Below are 24,271 nucleotides of genomic sequence, written 5' to 3' on the forward strand. Positions count from 1 at the left end.
ACGCATCCCTAATTGCAGATATTTCGATACGCCGTTGAGGCCGCCGACCCTGACCTACCGTCGACGACGTATGCTTCATCCTCCTTCACGAGATACAGAAACGGCCTCTCTCCAGTCTCGCCGCCTGACGCGATTCTTCCTTTCACGCGCCCGCAAATCGTATCCACGCGGCGTCCAAGCATGTTCTTTCGCATTGCGCGCTTCACGTCGCTGAGTTCGACCGTTTCTGGGTCCCCCATCTGCGTCGCGATCGCAACCTTCGCCTTGTCCAGAGCAGGATCCGACATTTCCGCGGTCCGTTCGGGTGCCGGGACGCTGATCCTCGTCCGCGGGGACGCCGCTTTGGCAAGATCGGTCGATCCGCGTTTCTTCGGAGTTGATGTCTTGCCGGGCCTTGCCTGCGTTGCGGAATTCGATCTGACAACCGCAGGCTCTGGCGCCAACGCAGTCGGCATCGGCTGCGCGGGTTGGGCGACAGCGCCCCTGTCGAAACAGGGTCGTGATGCGCACCCGAGGAAATACCCCCGGGACGGCGCGAACCAGCCAAAGCCGATCAGGACTCCTGCCAGCACTCCGACAAATAACAGTCCCATCCGATTCCCCTCCTCGGGAGCTCGGCTCGCACTCGTAACTAGGACTAATTCCGCGCTGGTGATCTATCTGTTGCGCAAAAGCATTAAGCGCCCATTAAGCGCGCGCCGTTGTCCGGCCCATGCCTCGATGGACGGATTAGATCGGACTCCAGACCCGTGCCGCGATGATCGCAGAAGGCCAATCGTGAAAGCAATCATGGCCGATTTGGTCCGCTCTCGGACTATTCTGCAACTTGCGAGTTCGTCCGAAGGTTTGCACCACCAAACGCTGTCGATCGCCGACTTAGGGCCTTCAGGCAAGTTTCGGAGCACGCACCAGCTTCGTACCAGAACCGGCGTAAACGAAACGCAACGAAAGCACTTGGACCCGAACAAAACCGCAGGAGATCAACGGAGCTGACCAATCTTCGGCCGCTCATAACGGTCTGGTCGCAGGTTCGAGTCCTGCCGGGCCCACCACGCTTCGCCCTTCGTCGGACTACGCGTGGCGCAGCCACGCCGAGCCTAAATCCGGCTCAAGAAAAAAGTCTCCAATTTGCCCTTGCCCTTCACGTCAATGCTGCCGCGTGGCTCCAGCGCGAAGCGACCGACGAGGTGGCGGGCGATATCCCGAGACACATGGATTCGATTGGGCAGAGAGTAGGCCTCGAGCCGGCTGGCGACATTTACGGTATCGCCCCACACGTCGTAGATGAAGCGGTGTGCGCCGATGATGCCGGCAACCACGGGGCCCGAATGTATGCCGATCCGGATTTGCAACGGCCAGCCGAAATGGCTGTTGACGCGTCCCAGTCGATCGATCATGCCAAGTGCCATTTTCGCGATCGCTGCGATCGCATCGGGGTTCGGATCGGGCAAACCGGCGACGGCCATGTAGGCGTCGCCGATGGTCTTGATCTTCTCGACACCGAGCTCACGGGCAAGCGCGTCGAATTCCGAGAACAACCGGTTCAAGTACTCGACCATCGCTGCAGGCGTGACCCGTGACGAATGCTCGGTGAAGCCCTCGGCGAACAGAACGCTCACACCCTCGAAGCGGTCGGCAATCATGGCTTCGCCGTGGTTCAGACGGCCAATCACCTGTCTTGGCAGGATTGTCAGCAGCAGCCGCTCAAACTTGGCGGTCTCCTCCTCGATGCGGCGAAGATACTTCTGCTCGCGGTCGCGCCAGCGCTTCTTGTGCAAGCAAGCATTGATCCGTGCGCGCAGCAGGATCGGATCAAACGGCTTCGGCAGATAGTCCTCGGCCCCGGCCTCGATGCAGCGGACGGCGCTCTCGGTCTCCGCCAAGGCCGTGATCATGATCACCGGAATGCGGCGCAGCCGCTCATCCGCCTTCATGCGCACCAGCACATCAAGCCCGTTGATATCGGGCATCATCAAATCGAGCAGGACGAGGTCGAACTCATCGTTGGCCAGCGCCTGCAGCGCCTGCTGGCCGCCGGCCACCGAAGAGACGCGATGGCCGTCGCGGTTCAGTCGGCGCGACAGGAGGTCGCGATTGGCCTCGATATCGTCCACGACGAGAATAGAACCGGTTTCGGTGGCAGCATACTGCCGGACCGGCCCGAGGCTGCGCATCAGGTCGCTAACCATGACCGCGCCGGTCTGATCGGGAGCCAAGCTCGTCTCCTCGACATCAACCGAGAATCGCACGATGCGATCGAGGCGCAGCAACAGGTCGGTGGCCGCAGCCAGCAGGCGATCGAAATCCCCCCGCAGGGAGTCGCTTGAGAAACTGGCTGCATCCTCGCGCAGCATCTCACCATAGCCCTTGATCGCGTTGAGCGGCGTGCGCAGCTCGTGACGAAGATCCTGTTCTTGCGTGGTGGCCGCTGAGCCGGGCGGGCTCTTGGCGCGATCGCCGTCCATCAGCCGGTCGACCTTGCCGGCGAGATCCCGGGCTGCGCCGAGGATACGGTTCATATCGGGGAGGATGTCCGAGCGCCCGTTCCGGGACGCCTCTTCGTGCAGGATCTCTGCGTAGCCGAGCAAGGCGTTGACCGGGGACTGCAGTTCCTGGCGAAGATGGGCAAGCTGAATGCGCCAAGCGCGCGCGCTGTCGGTGTCAATGATACTCATGGCCGATCCGCGCGCGCGCGCCGGGCGTGCAGGGGTACCAGCTCGTCAAGCGCCGCCAGCACGGCCTTGCCGCTGTATTCGCCCTTGTGCACCAAATGCTGTACCTGGCCGTTGAGGCGCGAGCGATCCTCAACGGTCAGCGTCTTTGCGGTGACGACGATGACTGGGATGCTCCGCCAGCGGGACTCGGCTCGCACCCGTGCGATGAACTCGAACCCGTCCATCTCCGGCATCATCAGATCGAGCAGAATTGCATCGGGTGAAGCCTCATTCAAACGCTCAAGACCAATCCGACCATTCTCTGCTTGCGTCACCATGCAATCGATCTGCCGCAAGGCGCGCCCCATCAGCTCGCTGGCCGACGCGTCATCCTCGACTATCAGCACGTGTCGCGGCGCGCCCCTTGGGCAGCACTTTTCCACCGCGCTGACCAGTCTGTCGCGATCAATCGGCTTGACCAGGTAATCGGCGGCACCGAGCGAGAAGCCAATGCCCTGGTTGTCGACGATCGTGACCATGATCACAGGAATTTCCGCGAGTACCGCATCTTCTTTCATGGCGCTGAGCACGGCCCAGCCATCCATCTGCGGCATCAGGGCGTCGAGCGTGACGACATCGGGGTGCAGCGTGCGGGCGAGTTGCATCGCCTCCTCGCCATTGGCAGCCACGCGAACGGCGTAACCGCCGCGCTGCAGGTGTCGGCGCAGCAGCTCACGCGCATTGGGATCATCGTCGACCACGAGAACGATCGGCGCATGCTCGGGCTCGGCAGCCTGCGGACCCTCGGAACGCTTTTCTGCCGCAGAGACTGTAGTGTCCGATGCAGCGCGTGTTACCGCCGGCAGACGAACTACAAACGCCGTCCCCTTGCCGGCTTCGCTCGTCAGCGTCACGTCGCCACCCATCAGCCGGCAGAAGCTCTTGGTGATGGCGAGGCCCAGCCCCGTACCACCATAGACGCGGGTCGTCGAGTCGTCCGCCTGAGTAAAGGCCTCGAACACCTTGGCCTGCTGATCTGGCGTCATGCCGATGCCGGTATCGCGCACCTGGAACTCGATCCATTCGCCAGCCGCATTCGTGTCCCGCAGCGCGGTCAGCGTTATCGTCCCGTTCCGCGTGAACTTGCAGGCATTGCTGAGAAGGTTGAACAGGGTCTGCCGCACCTTGGTCAGATCGCTGTGGATCGTGCCGATCTCGTCAGCACAGTTCGCCACCAGAGTGTTGCCGGTCTTCTTGGCCAGCGGGGTGACAGTCGCCGCGACGCTATCGATCATGGGGTGGAGCTCGAAGGTCTCGAGATAGAGCGTCATCTTGCCAGCCTCGATCTTGGAAAGATCGAGGATGTTGTCGATCAGGCCGAGCAGATGCTTGCCGGCATCCTGAATCTTGCGCAGGTCCGCCATCTCCGATTCGCGGCCGGCGTTCTGGGCGTCCTCGAACAGGATCTCACTGTAACCGATGATCGCGTTCAAGGGTGTGCGCAGTTCATGACTCATGTTGGCTACGAAGTCCGACTTCGCGCGTGTCGCCTGCTCGCTCGCCCAGATCGCCTTGTGCAGCTCGCCTTCCATGCGCTTGCGGTCGCTGATGTCGGCGAGGCCGTTGATCATCGCCGGGCGCCCTTCGAACTCGACGCGCTGAGAAGCTATGAGCGCCCAGAACTCCTCGCCTCCAACCCGCTTGAGCAGCATCTCCATGCCCTCCACATGGCCGTGCTCGGTGAGCGCGCCGATGAAGCGCTCGCGATGTTGCGGGTCTGCGTAGAGGGTTTTCGCTTGCAGGCCCAGGGCAGACGAACCTTCGAGCTCGAACATCTCGCTGAAGCGCCGATTGGCATACCGGATGATCCCGTCATCAAAGGTTACGATCGCCACCGCCATAGGCGCGGCCTCGGCGATGACGCGCAGCCGCTGTTCGCTCTCTTGGATCGCCTGCTCCGCCTTCTTCACGTCGGTGATGTCGGTGTAGGTCGCCACGGTGCCGCCGTCGTCGGTTTTGCGCTCGTTGATCTGGATCCAGCGCCCGTCGGAGCGGCGTTGCACATGCGTGCCCTTGGGATCGCGATGCTGAGCGAGGCGTTGCTCGATCCAGGCTTCGACGCGCCCCTCCGCGTCGCGGATCTCGCCGCTCGCGGTCGCGTTGCGGAGGATTGTCTCGAACGATACGCCCTGATTCACGACATTGATGCTGGCGGTGCCGTGCATGTCCCGGTACCGCCGGTTGTATATAACCAGCTTGTCGTCGGCATCGTAGAGCGAGAAACCCTCGGAGATGCTCTCGATCGCGTCGACCAACCGGCGCTGCGCCTCTGTTGCCTTGTCGCGTGCCTCCGACAGCTCCTTCGAGCTCAGCTCTTGCGAGCGCTCGACCATCGCCCGATCGCTATCGAAATCGGTGTATGCGGAATCGACGGCCGCCACGAAAGACTGCAACGCAGCCGGTACTTCGCCCTCCACACCGAGGTGCTTTCTGAGCTGGCGTCGTAGCAGCCTGTGCATCGGTGCCCTGTGACCGTTCAGTCCTCGGCGAAAGTTGTAATTGTCATGGTTTGATTGTGCAGGCGGCAGTCGCCGCCATGCGTGAAGGGGCAAAGCTCGCCGTACGAGTAGAACCCGGAAATCTTCGCATCCGCCCCGAAGACATTTCGAATTGCTTCGATTTCTTCCTCGGTGCGCTGCTTCATCACGAGCTTACGACCGACGCAGCTCACTAGAATTGCAAGGTCCGGTCGCCTGCCGCCGAGCCCGCTGAGACTGGCGTTGGCGGCAGCCGTCGCGCCGTCGACCAGATCGTCGACATTGGTCTTCATCAACTGCGCCGTTCCGCCCTGTGGGATGTCGCCCGCGAACGTCATTGACTTTTTCTGCTCGTCCACAGACAGGACGGTTCGGACGACACCCTGGCCGCCCTTTGCCTCGGTAACCAGGATGGGAAAAAGCAAGGCAGAGCTTGGCAACTGGTCGGCGTGGGGGCCCAGGTACGATTTATAGAGATCGAGCGCCGAACGCTCATCCAGCTCATAGAGGATGTTGCCTTCGGCCCGTGTGATGGTGCGCAGGGGCCCAAATGCCTGCCAGCCGCCCATCGATCCGTAGCCAATGCGCAAATCGTCGCCATACAGACCGACCGCCGCCACGCGCTGAGGGCCAGCGCCACCGTCGGCAATGACCCAAGTCTCGGCGAAGTTGGTTCCGTCTCCGGAAAGGCCGCCAGTGATCGACACGCCTTCCGAGACGCCGCTCGCGAGACCGCGCGCCAGATCGGAGCCGTTGACGTGCAAGCCGTCCGAAAGCACGAACACATGGCGCAACGAGGCGTCGTTCAACTGCTGCGCGAGCTCCTTGCCGACGTTGTAGCTTGCCTTTGCGTCACCAATCGTAGCGGAGGCGAACCGCAGTCGCGTATGTTCGAAGTCGACAAGGGTGGCACTCACTGAGTCGTCGACGACCACGTCGCCGAGAATCTCGCCGGAAGTCGAGCAACCAAGCATGGCGGCCCCTTTGAAGTGGTCGCGCAACTCGCCCACGAGGCTGCCTGCCTGCACCAACGACCTAGCACCGAAAACGAACACGACACTCTGACGTCCGACTTCGCCAGTTGGCAAATTCGGCCGCCACCCGTCACTTTTGGACCACTTGTACTGCGCTGTTTTCATGAGTCGTCTCCATCACAAAGACAAACTCTCCGCCCCGATCGGGCCTCTGCCCCGGTCAGGACGTCCGCCTGAGCAGGGTAGCTGATCGCCGGTGCCGGCGATGAAATTCGCAGGACTGCACCCACCGCCTGGCCAGAGTCCATCCCATCTGGAGCGCGGCGAGCGGCCATTTTGTGTGTTCTTACGCCGGCCGCAATATGGCGACGACAACCTCCTGAAGCCGTGTAGCTAGCTCGTCATCTGTCCGGAATTTCTAGCTCCTCCATTGTCCCGTAGCTGCGAGCAGCGTCTCGATCTTGCCCAACAGCCTCTGCAGCTCGATCGGTTTTGTGTCGTAGTCGTCACAGCCGGCCTTGAGGGCCTTGTCCCGGTCGGTCGCCATGGCGTGCGCCGTGAGCGCGATGATAGGGATCTTGCGCAGTTCGGGCGTCGCCTTGATCTGGCGCGTCGCCTCCCAACCGTCGATCACCGGTAGGCTCATGTCCATCAAAATGAGATCTGGCCTGTCGCTCGTCGCGATCGCGACGCCGCGTGCTCCGTCCTCGGCAATGATGACCTCGTACCCACCGCGCACGAGGCGTCGCGAGAGCATATCGCGGTTCATCTCGTTGTCTTCGACCAGCAGGATCTTGGGCATCGCACCGCCTCGAGCCGGACTGTGAGCACCGCTTGCCGAGACTTCCAAATAGACGCCTGAAGAACAATTTAGCACCCAAGCCTACCTGTCGCATCACAAAAAATGGCGAGCTGTGGCGCCGACATTGAATTGAGGCGGGACGCGTGATCTGGGGCTGCGCCGACAGGTAGCCAACCACCTCTGCCACAAGGACGGGCGTGAGCCGGCGTTGCAGATGGTTGATGCGGGGTCGTTTTCCCTTGTCCGCAAGGCGAGGTCGACAGCGCTCCGTACCGCGACGCAGCTCTTGCTGCTCGCTTACGGAGATCGACGCAATCGCCGTTCCCACCAACCACCACGCGCACCGCACCAGTTTCGCACCAGAAACGACCGCGCCAAAATGCAACGAACGCGATCGAACCCGAACAAAGGCACAGCAAGATCAACGAAGCTGCACCATATCCGGCCGCTCATAACGGTCTGGTTGCAGGTTCGAGTCCTGCCGGGCCCACCAGCGGATCAATCACTTGACCCGATCGCAATGCTCGATCAGCAATTCCGTGAGGACTCGGATCTTCCGCGCGGGATGCTGGCCTGGCGGGCGGATGACATAGGCACCCGCCGGAGGTGGTGGATGACGGGTCATGACTGGAACGAGCGCCCCCGATGCCAACAATTCATCAGTGAGGAAATCGGGGAGGTAGGCAATCCCGAGTCCTGCCGTTGCGGCGGCCACCAGAGCTGTGCCGTTGTCGGCCTTGAAGCGCCCCTGTGGACGAACCGTGATGATCTTGTCGCCGTCCATGAGCTGCCAAGTTTCGGTGCCCTGCATCAGAGCTTGATGGGCGATGAGTTCCTCGGGTGTCTCAGGCGACCCGTGCTCTTTGACGTAGCCAGGACTCGCAACGAGCTTGCCGTAGATCGGTCCGACGCGCTTGGCGATCAAATTCGAGTCTTGAAGATGGCCAATCCGAATCGCGCAGTCATAACCTCCTGCGATGAGATCGACGAATTGGTCACTGTAGCAGGTGTGGATTTGGAGCTGGGGGTGTCGTCGCGCCATTTCCGCCATCACGGGAGCGAAGTAGTTCGAGCCGAACGACAGCGGCACAGCAACTCGCAAGCGTCCACGAAGCTCGCCGGCAGGCAGGATCGTCTCTTTGGCCACATCGATCTCGGTGCAGACCCTCGCAGCATAGTCTCGGAACGTCGCGCCAGCTTCCGTTAGAGCGGCGCCACGGGTGGTTCGTGCAAGAAGCTGGACGCCAAGTTCCGATTCAAGCCGCAAGAGCCGTCGACTGACGATCGACTTGGAGACGCCGAGCCGAAGCGCAGCAGGCGAAACTCCGCCAGCATCGGCGACTTCTACGAATGTCCGCAGCTCTTCGATGTCCACTTTGGCGTTCCTCATTTCGCGACACAGCTTGCCACGAAACGGTACTACCGCATCGAAGACGGGAACGGCAATAAGCCCTCCAGGTGGCGCCGCCTTTGGCGAGCGTCTCCCCAAAACCGATGCCGCATTCAACGGCAACAAAGGGATGTCATGATGAAACTTCGTAACGGCCTTGCTTCGCTGCTTCGTCCCGAAGACTCAGTGCTCGTTCTGATCGACCACCAGCCCTACCAGCTTGCGAACGTGAACAGCCATGAACCGCAGATGGTGATCAACAACACGGCAGCTCTCGCGAAGGCAGCAAAGGCCTTCGGTGTCCCCACGATCCTGACGAGCGTGATTGCCGAGCGGGGTGGCCTCCTCTTCCCTCAGATCACCGAAGTGTTCCCCGGACAGGAGGTGATCGACCGGACCTTCATCAACACCTGGCAGGACAAGAAGGTAGTGGACGCGGTCAAGGCCACGGGCCGCAAGCAGCTAATCATCGCCGGTCTGTGGACCGAGATATGCGTCGCGATGCCGACGATCCAGGCCCTCGGCGAAGGCTGGGACGTCACCGTGGTCACAGATGCGTCGGGTGCCGTTTCGGTCGAGGCCCACGAGGTCGCCATCCAGCGCATGATTACCGCCGGCGCCAACATGATGACCTGGTTGGCAGTGGCGGCCGAATGGCAGCGCGACTGGGCCAGGGCCGACCAAGCCGTCAAGCTGACGGAGGTGATCCTGCAGCATGCCGGCGGCAGTGGCATCGCGTTCCTGTGGGAGCAGCAGCTACTCAACACACCGGTCCCGAAAAGCGCGGGCTGAGCTGAACCGGGTGACGAGGATCCTGGAACCGTTGCGGGCCTCGTCACCCTCGCCTGGTGGCGCGACGGGCGTAACTACAACACCAGCAACAGTCCCGAAACCAGCAAGATGCTGAGAATAATTCGCCGGAACAGCGCGTCATTGACGCAGCGAAAGACAAAAATCCCGAGCGCCGTTCCTACAAGGAGCGCCGGGATGGTGACGGCGAAGTCAACCAGGACCTTTGTCGACAGATCTCCTCGGATCAGCATGAGAACAAGTGCCAATATCTGCATGGCGGCGATGAAGGGTTGAACCATTCCGCGCTGCTCGGTTTTTGGCACGCCGTGGATGTCACACCATATGGTCGGTATTGCACCCGGCATTGCCGTCAACCCGCCGACAAAGCCTCCGCCGAAGCCGATTAATGCATTACGTCCCGCATTCATCTGCAAGCGATGAGAAAGCACCGGCCGGAATAACGTGTAGGCCGCGTAGCAGGCGACGGCGATACCAAAGCTCTCTCTGAAGATCCGCGCGTCTGCAGCTTGCAGCAACCACACGGCGATCGGAACGCCAAGCAATCCACCGACGACCAGTCCCGAGCTCTGTTTCCAGCGGATGCTTTTTCTCAAGGCCCAAAGACCCGCGGCTTGCACGGTGATGCTGCAGGCCATCATCAGCGGGACCGCCTCCCGTGGTGGGAGAACGTGAAGGAGAATCGCGCCGGCCACCGCCGAGAAGGCAAAGCCCGCGAGGCCCGAGACGAAAGCGCCGCAAAACACAGCGATACTGAGCAGGCAAAACGACGCCATGTCGCCCATGAGCTAACCCTTCTTGTCTCTCAAATCCTGGAATAGCGACCTGGCGATTAGTCCCCGGACGACAGTCCGGGCGGCTCGGGCGGTGCCCCGGCATCGCTCTGGCGGATCGAAGTCAACATCGTGGCTGCGAGGATGTGAAAAATGACAACGCAGATGGCGATCGTTGCGAGCAGCGTATTCTCGCCCGGCGCCGAAATCGGAAGCTTGCGTTCGGACGACTTTTCACTGACCGGCATTGTCGCGCCCTCCAACATCTGACCGAGAGGCAAATTGGGGCCACCCACTGTCGACCAGGTGACGATTCTGTCGAAGGGTGCGCTCTGCCTGCAGGCGTCGCGAATGGTGGAGCGCTTGAAGGAGGTGCCCAAACCAGCCGTCTTTTCGGGAAGAGCCCGTGGAGGCGCCAAACGAACTCGTTGAAAATAGCGCATCGCTTCTGGTTGAAGCTCTGCTGTTGAACAATGGTACGGAGGATGCCACGATCGACTGAAACATCTTGTGAAGCAACAGCCTATAGAACACGCGGGTGAGACGCCGCGCCTTCTCTTCCAAGCGCATGACACGAGCACCTTGTGTGAGTGACTGGATACGGCTGGAAGTATCGGGCGGGACGCCGCGCCACGCTTTAAGGCGAGCTTAATTTGTTCTTATCGTTTCCTTGATTCTGAAGGGTGTGCTTGATTTCGGGCCGGTGTACCGGTTGAATATCCGCCTCGCGCGCACCTCCGAAGGCATTGTTTTGCTGTATCTATTTGACGAGTTTGTCCTCGACACCGACCGGCGGGAATTGCGCCGTGACGGACGTACGATCCCGTTGCAGCCTCAGGTTTTTGACGTCCTCGAATATCTGATCCGCCACCGCACCCGGGTGGTGACGAAGGACGATCTGATCAGTGCAATTTGGGGCGGGCGCATCGTCTCGGAGTCAGCGCTCACCACCCGCATCAACGCAGCCCGTACGGGAATAGGCGATTCCGGCGAGATGCAGCGGCTGATCAAGACCTTGCCGCGCAAAGGCGTCCGCTTTATCGGCACGGTGCGGGAAGCGGCCAGGGAGGTCGAGAACGCGGTCGTACCTCTGAAAACCGAAATCTCCACCCTGGTGGTCGGCCGGACACCCTCCTTCGAGACGATCGACCAGATGACACGGCACGTCTTGTCCGGCAAACGGCAGATGGCTTTTGTCACCGGAGAAGCCGGAATTGGCAAGACGGCTTTCATCGCCAAGGCGGTCGAGCAGCTGACGGACCAGGGCTTCGATCAGCTCTATGGGCGCTGCACCGAACGATTCGGCACAGACGAAGTTTTTCTTCCACTCATCGATGCGCTGGTGAGCCGTTATCGCGCAAACGGTCCGGAATTGATTTCGGCAGTTCGCGCCCACGCCCCCACCTGGATCCTGCAATTGCCCGGCGTCATCGACGCATCGGAACGCGCGGCTTTCCAGGACGAAGTGTTCGGCGCGACGCGCGAACGGATGCTGCGCGAATTCTGCGATCTTCTGGAAGCGCTGAGCATCGACCGCCCCTGGGTTCTTGTTCTCGAAGATCTGCATTGGAGCGACTTCGCGACCCTCGACGTACTGTCTCGCTTCGCGCGCGGGAACGGCAAGGCGCGCGTGCTGGTCCTCTGCTCCTATCGTCCGGCCGACAGTTCCGTCGGCGGGCATCCCATTCCTCGCCTGCACCGGGATCTCGAGATTCATGGATACTGCAGCGAATTGCGCCTCGATCGGTTGTCGCGCTCGGAGGTCGAGCGTTACCTGGCATTGCGCTTCGACGACGAGGAACTTGCCTCCAGCCTGTCAAAGCCGGTGTTCGACCGAACGCTGGGACATCCCTTGTTTGTTGCCACGCTGCTCAAACACTTGATCGACCAGGAGTCGATAGTCGAAATGGACGACGGATGGCGCCTGTCCTCACAGGCGGCATTTACGCAAGACCGCATTCCAGACAGCCTCGTGAACATGATCGGCCACGAGCTCGATCGCCTCACCGACAACGAGCGGCGTCTGCTCGATGTCGCCAGCGTTGCCGGCGAAGAATTTTCTGCGGCCCTCGTTGCGGCCGGCCTGTCCGACGATGCGATCGACGTTGAAAGGGACATCGAAGCGTCGATCCGGAGGGATCAAATCCTCGTTCGTTCGGGGGTTTCCGAGTGGCCCGATGGCACATATTCGGGCTCCTACGCCTTCCGTCACATTCTCTATCAGAACATCATTTACCAGAATCTTCCGCCCGGGCGCCGCGCACAAACGCACAAGCGCTTGGGCAAGAGGCTGGAGGAGGCCTATGCCGGCCGCACCTCCGAAATAGCGCCCGCGCTCGCACTTCACTTTGAGCTGGGTCGCGACTTTCCGAGCGCGTTGCGCTACCTCCAGGAAGCGGCAAAGAGCTCGACGAAACGCCTCGGCCATGCGGAGGCCGCAAGCTATCTCACCCGCGCGCTTGGCATACTCGATCGTTTCGATGCTGCCGACAAATTCTCAACCCGCGTCGCTCTTCTGCGGCAGCGAAGCTGGGCGCATCGCTCGTGCGGCGACCTCGTCGGCTCCATCCGTGATCTGCGAGACATGATTGCCTGCGCCGAACAAGCGGGCGATGTCCAGCAACAGCTCAACGGCCTCACGGCTGTGAGCAGTCTATGCTTGCGCGTGGATCGCCACGCCTGCCTTGAGGCCGCTGAAGATGTACTGTCGCGAAGCCAGGCGCTTGCGGACGACACGTTCAAGGCCCTGGTCCAGGGCAGCAGCGCGAGCGTCAACCTGTTCCTGAACGGCTGGCGCAAACAGGACGCCACGCTCTGCGACAGGGCGATCGAGCTGAGCGCGAATGCCACGAATTATGGCATCTTGATCAGGCGCAACGGAATATCCGGTATCGTTGATTGCTGGAGGTCGCGGTACCAGGAGTGTCGGCGCGCCGGCACGGAAGGCAAGCGATTGGCGCGTCTGGCTGGCGACGTTTACACTTTCGTTCTGTTCAACGTTCTCGAGTCTATCGCGCTTATTCATCTGGGCGAATGGCGCGAATTGCGACGTGAAATCACGGCCGGCCTCGAACTGGCCGTCAGGAACGCGAACGGCCCCAGCAGCGCATTGTGCCGGCTGACGCTTGCGTGGCTGCACGTCGAAGCGATGGACTTTGATGGCGCCCGGGAGCTCTGCGAAAGCGTCGACGATAGTCTGCTGGTCGGCGATCAGTCGACTTACTTCCACAAGCGGGCCGTTCTTGCCAAGGCCTATGTCGGCCTGAACGATCCTTCGGGAGCTCGCAGGCAATTTCACGATATTGAGCGCCGCCGGCTTGAAGAAGGCATCGACATCGAATTTACCGCCGCGACGCAGGTGTATCATTGCCTCGGCGAATATTACTTGCAGGTTGACGACTTTACGCAGGCTCAGAGCTGTGCTCGCCAGCTCCACGACTATGTGGCTACCGCCCCGGATCTCAATCACCTGGCCCAGGCCCACGGACTGCTCGCGCGTACTGCGCTTGCCTTGGGCAATTCAGCGGAGGCTCAGTTGCAGCTGTCCCGCGCGCTGGAGATCGTCGACAGTGCCGACTTCCCGATTGCTTCCTGGCGGGTGTACCGCACGGCCGCCGAGATCTTCGCGAAGTACGGAGACGTCGACAGAGCGGCGACGTATCGCATGCGATTTGTCGAGACCGTCCGAAGGCTCGCGCAAAATTTCGAACCCGGGGATCGGCTGCACAAGAGCTTGCTCGCCATGTTGGCAACGCGAACAGCGCAGCTGGAAGCAATGACCGCTCTGCCTTCGCGGCCCGACAGCGCACTCCATTGACCCAATCCGCCTTGGATTACGGTGACAGTGCACTCAATAGCGCAAGCCGCGTTCGCAAGGTTCGTAAGCTCATGAATCAAGCGCACCATCACCGTAACAGCCGCCCTTCGAGGCTTTGACGGCGAGACCATAGCCGAGAACGCGCATGGACCCGCGCCGCGCATAGGATCATACTCCCCGGGCATCACTTTGTTCGACGAGCAAGGGAGCCAGCGAATGTACGCCAACATTCTCTTGAGCACGGATGGATCGGACGTCGCGAGAAAAGGCGTGGAGCACGGCATTGCCCTGGCGAAGGCTTTGAACGCCAAGCTGACGATCATCACGGTGACGGAAGCGCTGCCGGTCGACTATGGGGGCGGACACGACTCGGGATGGATTCCGACGCAGGACGAGATTGACAGCTTTGACGCAGCCTGCAAGACCCGTGCGGGCAAAGTGCTTGACGAAGCGCGCGCCATGTCCGAGCAGATCGGTGCTTCTGCAGAACTCCTGCATGTTCCGAATGCGCACCCGGCGACTGCGATCATGGAAACGGCAAAGTCGAGGGGCTGCGACTTGATCGTCATGGCCTCTCATGGGCGTCGCGGCATCAGGAAGCTGTTTTTGGGCAGCCAGACATCCGAGGTCCTGGTGGACGGAAGCGTGCCGGTGCTGGTGGTGCCGAAGCCGGCATAAATGACCCTGCAGGGTTGACCCGACGACGCGCGGCTGTTCCGCTGAGCACCCGCACAAGACCGCTCTCTCGCGGCAGGAGAAATTCATGGTTAGTGAAAAAGGCCCGAACATCAAGAAGAAGCAGAAATGCAAAAATTGCGAGGGCAAAGGTTTGCTCAAGAAGGGCGACAAGGTGGTGAAGTGCCAGCGATGCAAAGGCACCGGGGTGCGGTGATGTTGGGTTGACGGCCTCTGTATTGCCGCGGCCGCTGCATCGCCTCGGTGATCGATTTTATTTTCGATCAGCAGGGCTGGATCTGGCCGACGTCACGGCGTCACCGATTCGCCTCAGCGTATTGGTGTTGCGCAACGTGCCGACGCCTTGCAGGCGCCCGGCGCCTATCGCCGAAAGCAAACGCGATCGCGCTGGATCGCCCGGAACGTGGATCCAGAGATCGCCACCGGCAACCGCAATTCGTTCATCGCTGATATAGGGTTTCAAGGCGTTTGCGCCGCCTCTCGGAATTGGACTGCGCATCACGCGAACGGCGACCCTTGCCGGATCGGCGGTCGCCTCAGCACGAAACGGGTTCGCGCGTAGCAGGCGTCGCCATGCGTCGGCGTTGCGAACGATGATCGCGACATGCTTGCCGAACCGCGCGTCGAAGGCCGCTTCGAGATTTGTCTCCAGCTTGCCAATCGACGCCTCGTCGCTCTCGAATGTCAGATTTCCCGTCGCGCCGATGGTTCTGACGTCATGGAGGCCGAGGCCTTGCGCCATGTCGCGTAGCTCGGCCATCGCCAATCGCCGGCCGAGCGGGAGAACCACACTGTAAAGCAGGGCCACGTAGGTCGTCATCGCGGGATGGCTCTCGTTTTCGGTCGGCTGTCCTGACGCGTTATCTTGCGGGGTGCAGTCCAGCACACTCAACTACTCCGACCGCTTTCGCGGGTTCAAGGGCTCAGGAATAAAGTGAACTCCAATTCCGACGCGTCCAGTTGACGGCGAAATCCGATCGATATTTTGGACAAGCAGGAGAACTCTCTGCAGTCACGGTTGTCCAGGCGGTACCACCTCGAAGATCAGGCAGGTGGTGCTTGCCTGAGCGGAAAGTCTACCACTCGCATCCCACAAGCTTGCTTCCGCCATCGCTGTCTGACGGCCCAGGTGGATGACGCGTCCGATCGCCTTCATCGGCCCGGTCTCGCGATTGACGCCCCGGAGGTAATTTACCTTGATCTCCAGTGTCGTGTAGGCGCGCGCGACGGGGAGCTTGGTGTGGACGGCGCAGCCCATCACCGAGTCGAGCACCGTAGCAATGATGCCGCCATGCACTGAACCGATCGGGTTGTATTGCGATTCCTGCGGTCTCAGCACCATCTCGACAAGGCCGTCATCAACCCTATCAATAGCAAAATCTACGAGATGGCAGATCGGCGGCAACGGAAGCTCGCCTCGAAGCATAGCTTCGAGGAAATCTCTCCCGCTCATCGTCTGCCCCGTTGCAGCCAAGGCTCGGGGATCATCCCAACGAATTGTGCGCTCGCGCGGGAGCTGCGTGGACAAGGTTGGCATGTCGACTATCCGGCTAAGGCGCGATGATTTTGAGTTGAATCGTCATCGCGCTTTAGCCCTTTGTTTGAGCATGATCTTTTCGGGAAACCGCTGCACACTTTTCCGGATCATGCTCCAGGACAACTTTGCCAAACGGTCGATCCTCAATCAGATGACGCAAGGCTTCGGCCGCTTCGGCGAGGGGATAGACCCGCTCGACAACCGGCTTGACCGATCCGCCCGCGATCAACGGAACAATATCCCGCCACGCGGCGGCGACGCCGAGCGGTGACTGGGCAAATAAAGAGAATCCGCTCATCCGCGCGCCTTTCCAGATCAGGTCTGTCACATCGATCGTGGTCTTGCGCCCGGCGGAATAGCCTAACGTAATCAGGACACCGCCAAGACCGAGGCTGCTCAGCGCCTCGCTGGTTACGGTGCCGCCGATGCCATCGATAACGATGTCGACTCCCTTGCCGGCCGTGATCCGGCGAACGCCTTCGGCAAGACCTTCAGTGGAAAGGTCAATCACGTCCTCGAAGCCAAGCTCTCGTGCTCTGGCAGCTTTCGCCGCGCTGCCGGCCGTTGAAATCACCTTGCCGGCGGCCTGTGCTCGCGCGAGCTGATAGGTCGCGTTGCCGACTGACCCACCGATTGCCGGAGCCAGCACTGTTTTGCCCGGCTTGAATCCGGCGAGCGTCAGTGTGATCTGCGCCGTCAAGTAGGCCACCGGAAGGCTGGCGGCGATCACATCGTCGATCGCGTCGGGGACGAGCGCTGCATCTTCGGGCCTCACCAGCAACCATTCCTGCCATGCGCCACTCTCACGGACGCCATAGGGACCGGCGAACATCACGCGGCTTCCCACCGAAAAACTGGAGTCGCCAGCATCCTCGATCACGCCGACGCCTTCATTGCCGAGCACCAGAGGCGCCGTGGTCCGCGGCAGTCCACCCGACAGAATTGTGTGATCGAGCGGCGTGACGCCGGCGGCGGCGACACGAACCAGCAACCTGTCCTTTGCCGGTTTCGGTTGGGGCAGCTCTACCTGCCGCAGCCCGTTGTAACCCGACAATGTCCCCGCCTGGATCGCGCGCATCGCTCTCGCTCCTTTAAAGTTACTGACCTGTCTGTAACTTGAAGTTACATACAGGTCTGTTACTTTGTCAACCGCGAAATTGAAACACGAGATCAAACGGTTATGGAGAAGTCAGCGCGCCCCCGACGCGGCGCTCCGCCAAAGGGCGAAATCAGCGCTCGCGAGCGCATCCTCACGACGGCGAGCGAATTGTTCTATCGTGAAGGCATCCGTGCCATCGGCGTCGACACGGTCGTCGAGCGTTCCGGCGTCTCGAAGACGAGTCTTTATCGCCTCTTTGAATCAAAGGACGCCTTGATCGCTGCCTTCGCCGAGGAACAGGATCGGTTGTTCTGGGCGTGGTGGGACCACGTTGAAGAACAGCACGCCGATGATCCGCGCGCTTTGCTGGAGGCGCTGCTGTCCGGTATCGCAAGGCGGATCCTGCACCCCGCCTACCGTGGCTGTCCGTTCCTCAACCTGGCGACGGAATTTCCTGACGACAAACATCCGGGCCGCGTCATCGCCCGGCGCAACAAGGAGGAAATGCGGACGAGGCTCACGGCCATACTTGGCAAATTTGGCGTCGGTGATTCCAACCGTACCGCATCTCAGATAGCGCTGATCATTAACGGCGCATACGTCACCGGCCTCATCGCGCAACCCGCAGATCTGAGGGGCGATCTGGTCGATGCCGCAATGAAATTATTGGTCTAATGGTTGGGCCGTTCGACATCAGGGCCGATGTTGCAGATGGTTCAAACGCTCATCTCTGCCGAGTCCGCTGTGGGCCCGATAGCGGCATGGCGGACGAAACGCGGACCCGTGCGGTTGAAGCCTGTTAGCGGTTCGTGGCGGTCTTCTCTATGCCGCCGGTGATCGGTCGCGTGGCGCAAAAGGACGCTTCTCGAGAGTCACCCCCGCGGCGCGGTCGCTGCCCCGGGGCGCCAGCCGCCATATTTCGGATGCTCCTTGCCGATCGGCAGCGCCACCACTGTTCCGGTTTCCGCGGCGTGATAGAGCGCAGTGATCAGTTCCAGCGAACGCCGCGCGTCCTGGAGCGTCACCGGCAACGGCCCGTTGCTTTCCAGCGCCTGATGATAGGCCGCCATCAAGCCTTCGAACCGCGATGGCACGAACGTAAACCCTTCCAGCGCCTTAGCGATACGCGCCTCGGCCTCGGGCGAGGTGGCGATGATCTGCCAGGGATCGTCGCCGGGGGCATAAGGCGCGAGCGAGCTCTCAAAGGTGACGTGCTCGAAGCAAAGCCGAAGGCGGCTGATCTCCCTGGCCGAACCCAGCGTTGCGACCAAGGAGGCCAGCGCGCCGCTTTCCATCACAAGGCTTGCCACGGCGCAGTCTTCAACCTCGATCGTGTTAACGCGCGTTGCGGTGCGCGCAAACGCCGAGGCGACGTCACCCATCAGCCAGGTGAGGATGTCGTGGGAGTGGATGGCGTGGGTGAGCAGCGCCCCGCCCAGTTCGGTCTCGAAGCGGCCGCGCCACGGCACCGAATAGTATTTGGCGCCGCGCAGCCAGGCGGTCTCGACGGTCGCGAGGTACGGCTTGCCGGCGAGGCCGAGTTCGACAATCCGCCGCGCCTTCTGCAGGCCGTTGCCGAAACGATATTGGAACACCGGCATGATGCGCCCGCGCGCCCCGGCCTCGGCGGCGGTGAGCTGGTCGATCTCGTGCAGCGAGCCGACGAGCGGCTTTTCGCAGACCACCTGCTTGCCGGCGGCGAGCGCCGCCATAACTTGCGGAAAGTGCAGCGTCGGCGGCGTGCAGATATCGACGATGTCGATGTCGCCCATGGCCAGCACCTCGTCGAATGAGGTGGTCCGGCGTGCGACCTCGAACTCATCGCCGACGCTGGCGAGGCGCTCCTCGCTGAGGTCGCAGATCACCTGCAGATCGTACTGATCGCGCAAGCGCGCATAGCCCTCGGTGATATGGTTGCGGCCGATGCCTAACCCGATCACGGCGACGGTGTAGCGTTTCGACATGCCTTAAGCCCTTCCTTCCGCCGTCGCCTGCGCGGTGAGCGCCAGCTCCATGGCCTTGAAGCAGCGTGCCTGCGGTATAGCGGTCTCGGTGCGATTGAGCACGTCGGAGATGAGCTGGCGGCCATAGGGCAGTTCGACATTGGAACAGTCGATCCGGTGGACACCCCTGCGGTCGACCATGATGAGATGGTCAATGCCGGGCTGCCCGGCGACGTCGATATATTTGCGCAGCTCCATGTACCCCTCGGTGCCGAGAATGGTGATCCGGCCGTCGCCCCAATTGGGCAGACCGTCGGGGGTAAACCAGTCGACGCGGACGTAGCCGGTGACATCACCGGTCCGCAGCAGCATTTCGCCGAAGTCCTGCAATTCCGGCCTATCAGGATTGGCGCGGTTGGCGACCGTCGCGCTGACGACCTTGGCATCGAGCGCGTCGGCGAAGAACAGGAACTGTTCGCATTGATGCGAGGCGATGTCGGTCAACACGCCGCCGGTGCGCTCGCGCGAATAGAACCAGTCGGGCCGCGGCAGATTCTTCAGTTTGTGCGGGCCGAGCCCGACGGTGTTGATGACCTTGCCGATGGCGCCGGCCGCGATCAGTTCGCCGGCTTTCACGGTGGAGCGGGTTTCGAAATGCTCGGAGTAGCAGATCGAATAGATCCGCTTTGTCTCGGCCTGGACCCGGCGCACCTCGGCCAATTGCTCCAGCGACGTCATGCCCGGCTTGTCACTCATATAGTCCTTGCCGTGGCGCATCACCTCGATGCCGAGCGGAGCGCGGTCGGCGGGGATGCCGGACGAGAGGATCAGGGCGATGGTCTTGTCGTCGAGCAATCTCGCCCGCTCGGCTACGCGCGGGACTTGCGGATATTTCGCCGCGAAGGCCCTGGCCAAATCGTCCTCGACGGCATGAAAGCCGACCAGCTCGGCGCCGGCGCGCAGCAGGCAATCGACCTGGCCATAGATGTGAGCGTGATTGATGCCGATCGCGGCGAAGCGCAGTTTGCTCATGGCTTTTCTCCCTTAGGTAGCAGTCGATGCGGGGATGCGTCCGATATCGTCACCCCTTCATCCCCGTGGTGGCGATGCCGTCGATCAGGAGGCGCTGGAACAGCAGGAAGAGGACGAACAGCGGCAGCAGCGTCAGCGTCGACATGGCGAACAGGCCGCTCCAGTCGGATTTGCCGGTGGAATCGACGAAGCTGCGCAAGCCGAGCTGCACAGTGTAGGAATTCATGTCGTTGAGATAGATCAGCGGCCCGAAGAAGTCGTCCCAGGTCCAGATGAAGGTGAAAGCCGCGGCCGTGGCGAGCGCCGGCACCGATAGCGGCAGGATCACGATCCAGTAGATGCGCCACGGCCCGCAGCCGTCAATCATCGCGGCCTCATCGAGTTCGCGCGGGATGGAGCGGAAGAACTGCACCAGCAGGAAGATGAAGAAGGCGTCCACCGCCAGGAATTTCGGCACGATCAGCGGCAGGAAGGTGTCGACCCAGTCGAGGTTGAGGAACAGGATGTATTGCGGGATCAACGTCACGTGATACGGCAGCATCAGGGTGCCGAGCATCAGCGCGAACCAGAACTTCTGGCCGCGGAATTTCAGTCGGGCGAACGCGTAGGCTGCGAGCGAGCACGACATCACGTTGCCGACCACGCTGCACAGCGAAACCACGAGCGAATTCAGGAAGAACCTTCCGAAGGTCACCTGCAGCCCGGACCAGCCGCGCCAGTAGGCGTCGAGGCTGAAATTGCGCGGCCACAGCGAGGCGTCGCCAAAGATGTCGCTGTCCGGCTTGAACGAGCTCGCCAGCATCCACAACAGCGGATACAGCATGGCAATCGAGGCGAGGCACAGCACGACATGATGGATCAGCGCGCGGCCGCGTCCGTTGCGAGGGTGCGGAATCTCATCCGATGTCGCGAGATCAACCATCGTAGTGCACCCAGTAACGCGATGACAGGAAGGACAACGCGGTGAAGGCCGCGATGATCACGACCAGCACCCAGGCCAGCGCGGAGGCATAGCCCATGCGGAAATAGGCAAAGGCCTCCTGGTAGAGATAGAGCGTATAGAACAGCGTCGCATCGATCGGGCCGCCGGTGCCCCCGCTGATGATGAAGGCCGGCGTGAACGCCTTGAAGGCGTCGATGGTTTGCACCACGACGTTGAAGAAAACCACCGACGTCAGCAGCGGCAGGGTGATCCGCCAGAATTGCTGGCTGCGGCTGGCGCCATCGATCTCGGCGGCCTCATAGACGTCCTTCGGAATTTGGCGCAAGCCGGCGAGGAAGATGATCATCGGCGAGCCGAACTGCCACACGCTCAGCGCCACCAGGGTGTAGAGGGCGGTGTCGGGATTGGAGATCCAGCTCGGTCCATGAATCCCGAAGAGCTTCAGCGCCTGGTTGAGCAGGCCGTCGCCGGCGAACAACTGGCGCCACAGCACCGAGATGGCAACGCTGGCGCCGATCAGCGACGGCAGATAGAAGATCGCCCGGTACAGCGGCAGGCCGCGGAGGCCCCGGTTCAGGATCATCGCCACCAGCAGCGCGAAGGCGAGCTTGAGCGGCACAGCCAGCGCCACATAGAGGAAGGTGACGTGCATCGCCGCGCTGAACTTGGGATCGCTGGTCGCGATGCGCACGTAGTTGGCGGCGCCGACCCAGCGCGGATTGCTAAGCAGATCGTAATCCGTGAACGACAGATACAGCGAGACCAGCGCCGGCCCCAGCGTGAGCGCGAAAAAGCCGATCAGCCAGGGCGCGAGAAACAGATAGCCCGCGGCGCTGTCGCGCCAGGAGGATTCGGGCGAGCGTGCGGCCGCGACGGGTGTGGCAGCGTCGATCAGCGTATCCGCCACCGCGTCTATCCGCGGGCCAGCACGGCGGCCGCCTCGGCGACAAACTGCCTGGCACCGTCGGCGGGGGTCAGGCGGCCGAAACCGACCTGCTCATTGACGCGCCGCAGCACGCTCTGGATTTCGCCGGCGCCGCGCGGCGGCGGAGGCGGCAACGGCCCAACCTTGTCGCTGACCAGGCCGATGTAGTCGACCATGGCGCGACCGAGGTCGTCGAGCGTCGGCGTCACGACGTTGCGCACCGCTGATGACGGCGGCACGCCGCGTTCGACGCCGAGCACCTTGCCGGCTTCGAGGTCGGCGACGAAGTAACTCACGAGCTTGACCGCCGCCTCGGCCTGTTTCGACTGCGCCGCGACGCTCCACATCATGGCCGGCTTCAGATACTGGCCGGGTTTCGCGCCTTTTCCGCCGTCGGGATAGGTGGAGAGGCCGAGCTTGCTCTTGCTGATGGCCTGGAAGCCGACCAGCTGGTTGGAGTGGGCAAAGGCCATCGCCGTCTTGCCGATCGACAACAGGTTCGAGTCGATCTCGCCGCGGTCGAGCGCCTGAGTATCCGGCGCGGCGCTGGCGCCGCGCTTACGCAGGTCGCTCCAGAACGCGAACCATTCGGCCATGTCCTTTTCGTCGTAGCCGACCTTGCCTTCGCCCGTGTACAGCGACTTGCCGCGCTGGGTGAGCCAGACTTCGAGCAGCGGCTCGTTGCGGCCGCCGTCCTCCATGCCCGTAAAACCGTCGCGCTTGGCGGCCTTGGTGATCGCGGCGGCGAGATCGCCAATCTCGCTCCATGTCATGTTCCAGACCGGCTCTCTCAAGCCGAGACTCTGGATCAGCGCCTTGTCGTAGACCATCGCCGTTGAGTTGAGGCCGAGGCTGACGCCGTAGATCTTGCCGTCGACCTTGCCGCTGTCGACCGCGGCCGGGCTGAAATCCGTCAGGTTGAGAGCGTTCGGCACGTAATTGTCCAGCGGCAACAGGGCGCCGCGGCGGGCGTATTCGTAGATGTAGCGGTAATCCATCTGCAGCACGTCGGCTGCATTGCGGCCGGCGGTTTGCGTCGCAAGCCGCGCCCAGTAGTCGGTCCAGCCCAGCGACTCGCCGGCGATCGTCACCTCCGGATGGCCGCTCACATAGAGCTTGTTGACTTTGTCGGTGCGCTCCGCCCGTTCCTTGGCGCCCCACCAGAACATGCGCAGCCGCAACTCCCCCGCCACAGCGGAAAAATCGCCGAGGCTCGCCAGCGTTGCACCGCCGATACCGGCTCCGATCAATGAACGACGCGAAAGCGCAAAGCCGCTCATGACTTGTCCTCCCTGACCTCGTGTCGATCAGGGCGCGTGTACGGCCCGGCCGATGACACCAGTTAACCGCGTGCCAATGCGCAAATTGCGCAACGTGCCGCTTTTTGACCGAAGGTAGCGGCGCAGTGTCGACTTTGTCAAACGCGAGCTCGGTTCCTACACACAACGAACACGATCAAACGCAGACGAAAGCGCAGCAAAATCACAGAAGCATGACGGACGCTATCCTGCCGCTCATAACAGGCCGCCTCACTCCTCCACCCGCCACAGCCGCCACTTCTCCGGCACGCCCTTGAGCTGATGCACCCCGTGATCCCTGAAGCTGATCGCCGACTGCGTCTTCAGCAGATCCTTCACCGCGCTAGACACCAGGACTTCGCCGGCGCGCGCCTTGGCGGCGACACGGGTGCCGATGTGGAAGGCGAGACCGACCATTTCGCCGCCGCTGATGGTGTATTCGCCGGCGTGCAGGCCGACCCTGATGTCGAGGCCCAGCGTGCGCACGGCTTTCTGGATCGCAGTCGCGCAGCTGATGCCGGCGGCCGGCGCCTTGAACGTCGCGAGCACGCCGTCGCCCGTCGTCGTGACTTCCTTGCCGCGCGAAGTCTTCAGCTCCTTGCGGACGGCCGCGTAATAGTGGCCCATGATCTTCGTCCAGCGCGCATCGCCGAGCTTGGCGGCCTTTGCGGTGGAACCGACGATATCGACGATCAGGATGGTGGCGAGTGCCTGCTTGGGCTCGGCGCTGCCGCCGCCCGACCGGCGCCGGTTCGCAATCGGCCCGGCCAGCGGCTCGTAGCGATGGTTGCGGCGCCGCGCGATCGCGGCCTTGGCGTAGTCCTGGGCACGCTGCGCCGTGCCGCAACGAATGGTCTTCTCCTGCGGCAGACGCGACCAGTAGACCTTGCGCCCGTCTCCGGCGCCATGGACCTCCACGGCGCCCCACTTCAGGAAAACCGCCGAGCCGACGCGCCTGACACACCAGGCCTTCGACGTGTATCCGGAGACGTTGGACTGATGGACTCCGATGCGAAGAAATTTTGGCATGAACGCGCGGCC

General features: G+C 62.0%; 22 protein-coding genes. 5 read left to right on the top strand and 17 right to left on the bottom strand.

Annotated features, from left to right (window positions below):
* Positions 1-8 precede the first annotated feature (8 nt).
* From A3M7_RS50985 to A3M7_RS0143145, 6 genes are all read right to left on the bottom strand, one after another.
* Positions 9-593 (bottom strand): hypothetical protein, encoded by a 585-nt coding sequence (locus A3M7_RS50985; RefSeq protein WP_245284470.1) that lies wholly within the window; start codon positions 591-593, stop codon positions 9-11.
* 504 nt (positions 594-1,097) lie between these two features.
* The gene (locus tag A3M7_RS0143125) at positions 1,098-2,675 is read right to left on the bottom strand and encodes an adenylate/guanylate cyclase domain-containing protein (RefSeq protein ID WP_063629498.1); all 1,578 of its coding nucleotides are present in this window, start codon (positions 2,673-2,675) and stop codon (positions 1,098-1,100) included.
* Positions 2,672-5,095, bottom strand: a complete 2,424-nt coding sequence (locus tag A3M7_RS45820) for a response regulator (RefSeq protein WP_198033926.1) — start codon at positions 5,093-5,095, stop codon at positions 2,672-2,674. The genes A3M7_RS0143125 and A3M7_RS45820 overlap by 4 nt, the downstream gene beginning before the upstream one ends.
* 95 nt (positions 5,096-5,190) lie before the next feature.
* Positions 5,191-6,330, bottom strand: a complete 1,140-nt coding sequence (locus A3M7_RS0143135) for an FIST signal transduction protein (protein ID WP_027549463.1) — start codon at positions 6,328-6,330, stop codon at positions 5,191-5,193.
* A gap of 253 nt (positions 6,331-6,583) precedes the next feature.
* The gene (locus tag A3M7_RS0143140; protein ID WP_011085073.1) at positions 6,584-6,967 is read right to left on the bottom strand and encodes a response regulator; all 384 of its coding nucleotides are present in this window, start codon (positions 6,965-6,967) and stop codon (positions 6,584-6,586) included.
* A gap of 502 nt (positions 6,968-7,469) precedes the next feature.
* Positions 7,470-8,342 (bottom strand): LysR family transcriptional regulator, encoded by an 873-nt coding sequence (locus tag A3M7_RS0143145; protein WP_027549464.1) that lies wholly within the window; start codon positions 8,340-8,342, stop codon positions 7,470-7,472.
* A 153-nt stretch (positions 8,343-8,495) separates the two neighbouring features.
* Here A3M7_RS0143145 and A3M7_RS0143150 point away from each other — a divergent pair, with 153 nt between their 5' ends.
* Entirely contained in the window at positions 8,496-9,149 is a 654-nt protein-coding gene (locus A3M7_RS0143150) for a hydrolase (protein WP_027549465.1), read from the top strand.
* 74 nt (positions 9,150-9,223) lie between these two features.
* Here A3M7_RS0143150 and A3M7_RS0143155 read toward each other — a convergent pair whose 3' ends face one another.
* Together A3M7_RS0143155 and A3M7_RS0143160 are read right to left on the bottom strand one after the other, a co-directional pair.
* Positions 9,224-9,952, bottom strand: a complete 729-nt coding sequence (locus A3M7_RS0143155; RefSeq protein ID WP_027549466.1) for a sulfite exporter TauE/SafE family protein — start codon at positions 9,950-9,952, stop codon at positions 9,224-9,226.
* Between the two features lie 47 nt (positions 9,953-9,999).
* Positions 10,000-10,383: a hypothetical protein gene (locus A3M7_RS0143160; protein WP_156937141.1), complete on the bottom strand. Its 384-nt coding sequence runs from the start codon at positions 10,381-10,383 to the stop codon at positions 10,000-10,002.
* Between the two features lie 269 nt (positions 10,384-10,652).
* On the opposite strand from A3M7_RS0143160, the gene A3M7_RS45825 reads away from it, so the two are divergent.
* The 3 genes from A3M7_RS45825 (at position 10,653) to A3M7_RS51160 (ending at position 14,649) form a co-directional block, all read left to right on the top strand.
* Positions 10,653-13,757 carry an AAA family ATPase gene (locus A3M7_RS45825; RefSeq protein WP_156937142.1) on the top strand — a complete coding sequence of 1,035 codons (3,105 nt, stop codon included), beginning with the start codon at positions 10,653-10,655 and terminating at the stop codon, positions 13,755-13,757.
* A 216-nt stretch (positions 13,758-13,973) separates the two neighbouring features.
* Positions 13,974-14,435: a universal stress protein gene (locus tag A3M7_RS0143170; protein ID WP_027549468.1), complete on the top strand. Its 462-nt coding sequence runs from the start codon at positions 13,974-13,976 to the stop codon at positions 14,433-14,435.
* Positions 14,436-14,520: 85 nt separating this feature from the next.
* Positions 14,521-14,649, top strand: a complete 129-nt coding sequence (locus A3M7_RS51160) for a hypothetical protein (RefSeq protein WP_256374932.1) — start codon at positions 14,521-14,523, stop codon at positions 14,647-14,649.
* A 57-nt stretch (positions 14,650-14,706) separates the two neighbouring features.
* Here A3M7_RS51160 and A3M7_RS0143180 read toward each other — a convergent pair whose 3' ends face one another.
* The 3 genes from A3M7_RS0143180 to A3M7_RS45830 all read right to left on the bottom strand — a co-directional run bounded on the left by A3M7_RS0143180 (position 14,707) and on the right by A3M7_RS45830 (position 17,068).
* Complete coding sequence (locus tag A3M7_RS0143180; protein ID WP_027549469.1) at positions 14,707-15,273, bottom strand: DUF1697 domain-containing protein; 567 nt, start codon at positions 15,271-15,273, stop codon at positions 14,707-14,709.
* 192 nt (positions 15,274-15,465) lie between these two features.
* Complete coding sequence (locus A3M7_RS0143185; protein ID WP_027549470.1) at positions 15,466-15,990, bottom strand: PaaI family thioesterase; 525 nt, start codon at positions 15,988-15,990, stop codon at positions 15,466-15,468.
* Between the two features lie 52 nt (positions 15,991-16,042).
* The gene (locus tag A3M7_RS45830; protein ID WP_049824055.1) at positions 16,043-17,068 is read right to left on the bottom strand and encodes a zinc-binding alcohol dehydrogenase family protein; all 1,026 of its coding nucleotides are present in this window, start codon (positions 17,066-17,068) and stop codon (positions 16,043-16,045) included.
* Positions 17,069-17,170: 102 nt separating this feature from the next.
* Between A3M7_RS45830 and A3M7_RS0143195 the strand changes: the two genes are divergently transcribed.
* Entirely contained in the window at positions 17,171-17,764 is a 594-nt protein-coding gene (locus A3M7_RS0143195; protein ID WP_027549471.1) for a TetR/AcrR family transcriptional regulator, read from the top strand.
* Positions 17,765-17,961: 197 nt separating this feature from the next.
* Here A3M7_RS0143195 and A3M7_RS0143200 read toward each other — a convergent pair whose 3' ends face one another.
* From A3M7_RS0143200 to A3M7_RS0143225, 6 genes are all read right to left on the bottom strand, one after another.
* Positions 17,962-19,053 (bottom strand): Gfo/Idh/MocA family protein, encoded by a 1,092-nt coding sequence (locus A3M7_RS0143200; protein ID WP_027549472.1) that lies wholly within the window; start codon positions 19,051-19,053, stop codon positions 17,962-17,964.
* Between the two features lie 3 nt (positions 19,054-19,056).
* Positions 19,057-20,064 (bottom strand): Gfo/Idh/MocA family protein, encoded by a 1,008-nt coding sequence (locus A3M7_RS0143205; RefSeq protein ID WP_027549473.1) that lies wholly within the window; start codon positions 20,062-20,064, stop codon positions 19,057-19,059.
* A 49-nt stretch (positions 20,065-20,113) separates the two neighbouring features.
* Positions 20,114-20,887, bottom strand: coding sequence for a carbohydrate ABC transporter permease (locus A3M7_RS0143210; RefSeq protein WP_245284474.1), 774 nt, complete (start codon positions 20,885-20,887; stop codon positions 20,114-20,116).
* A gap of 91 nt (positions 20,888-20,978) precedes the next feature.
* Entirely contained in the window at positions 20,979-21,902 is a 924-nt protein-coding gene (locus tag A3M7_RS0143215; protein WP_049824067.1) for a carbohydrate ABC transporter permease, read from the bottom strand.
* Between the two features lie 17 nt (positions 21,903-21,919).
* Positions 21,920-23,212 carry an ABC transporter substrate-binding protein gene (locus A3M7_RS0143220; RefSeq protein WP_049824056.1) on the bottom strand — a complete coding sequence of 431 codons (1,293 nt, stop codon included), beginning with the start codon at positions 23,210-23,212 and terminating at the stop codon, positions 21,920-21,922.
* Between the two features lie 249 nt (positions 23,213-23,461).
* Positions 23,462-24,259 carry an adenylate/guanylate cyclase domain-containing protein gene (locus A3M7_RS0143225; protein ID WP_027549477.1) on the bottom strand — a complete coding sequence of 266 codons (798 nt, stop codon included), beginning with the start codon at positions 24,257-24,259 and terminating at the stop codon, positions 23,462-23,464.
* Positions 24,260-24,271: the final 12 nt, after the last annotated feature.

Source organism: Bradyrhizobium sp. WSM2254, assembly GCF_000472645.1.
In the GTDB taxonomy this organism is placed as follows: Bacteria; Pseudomonadota; Alphaproteobacteria; order Rhizobiales; family Xanthobacteraceae; genus Bradyrhizobium; species Bradyrhizobium niftali.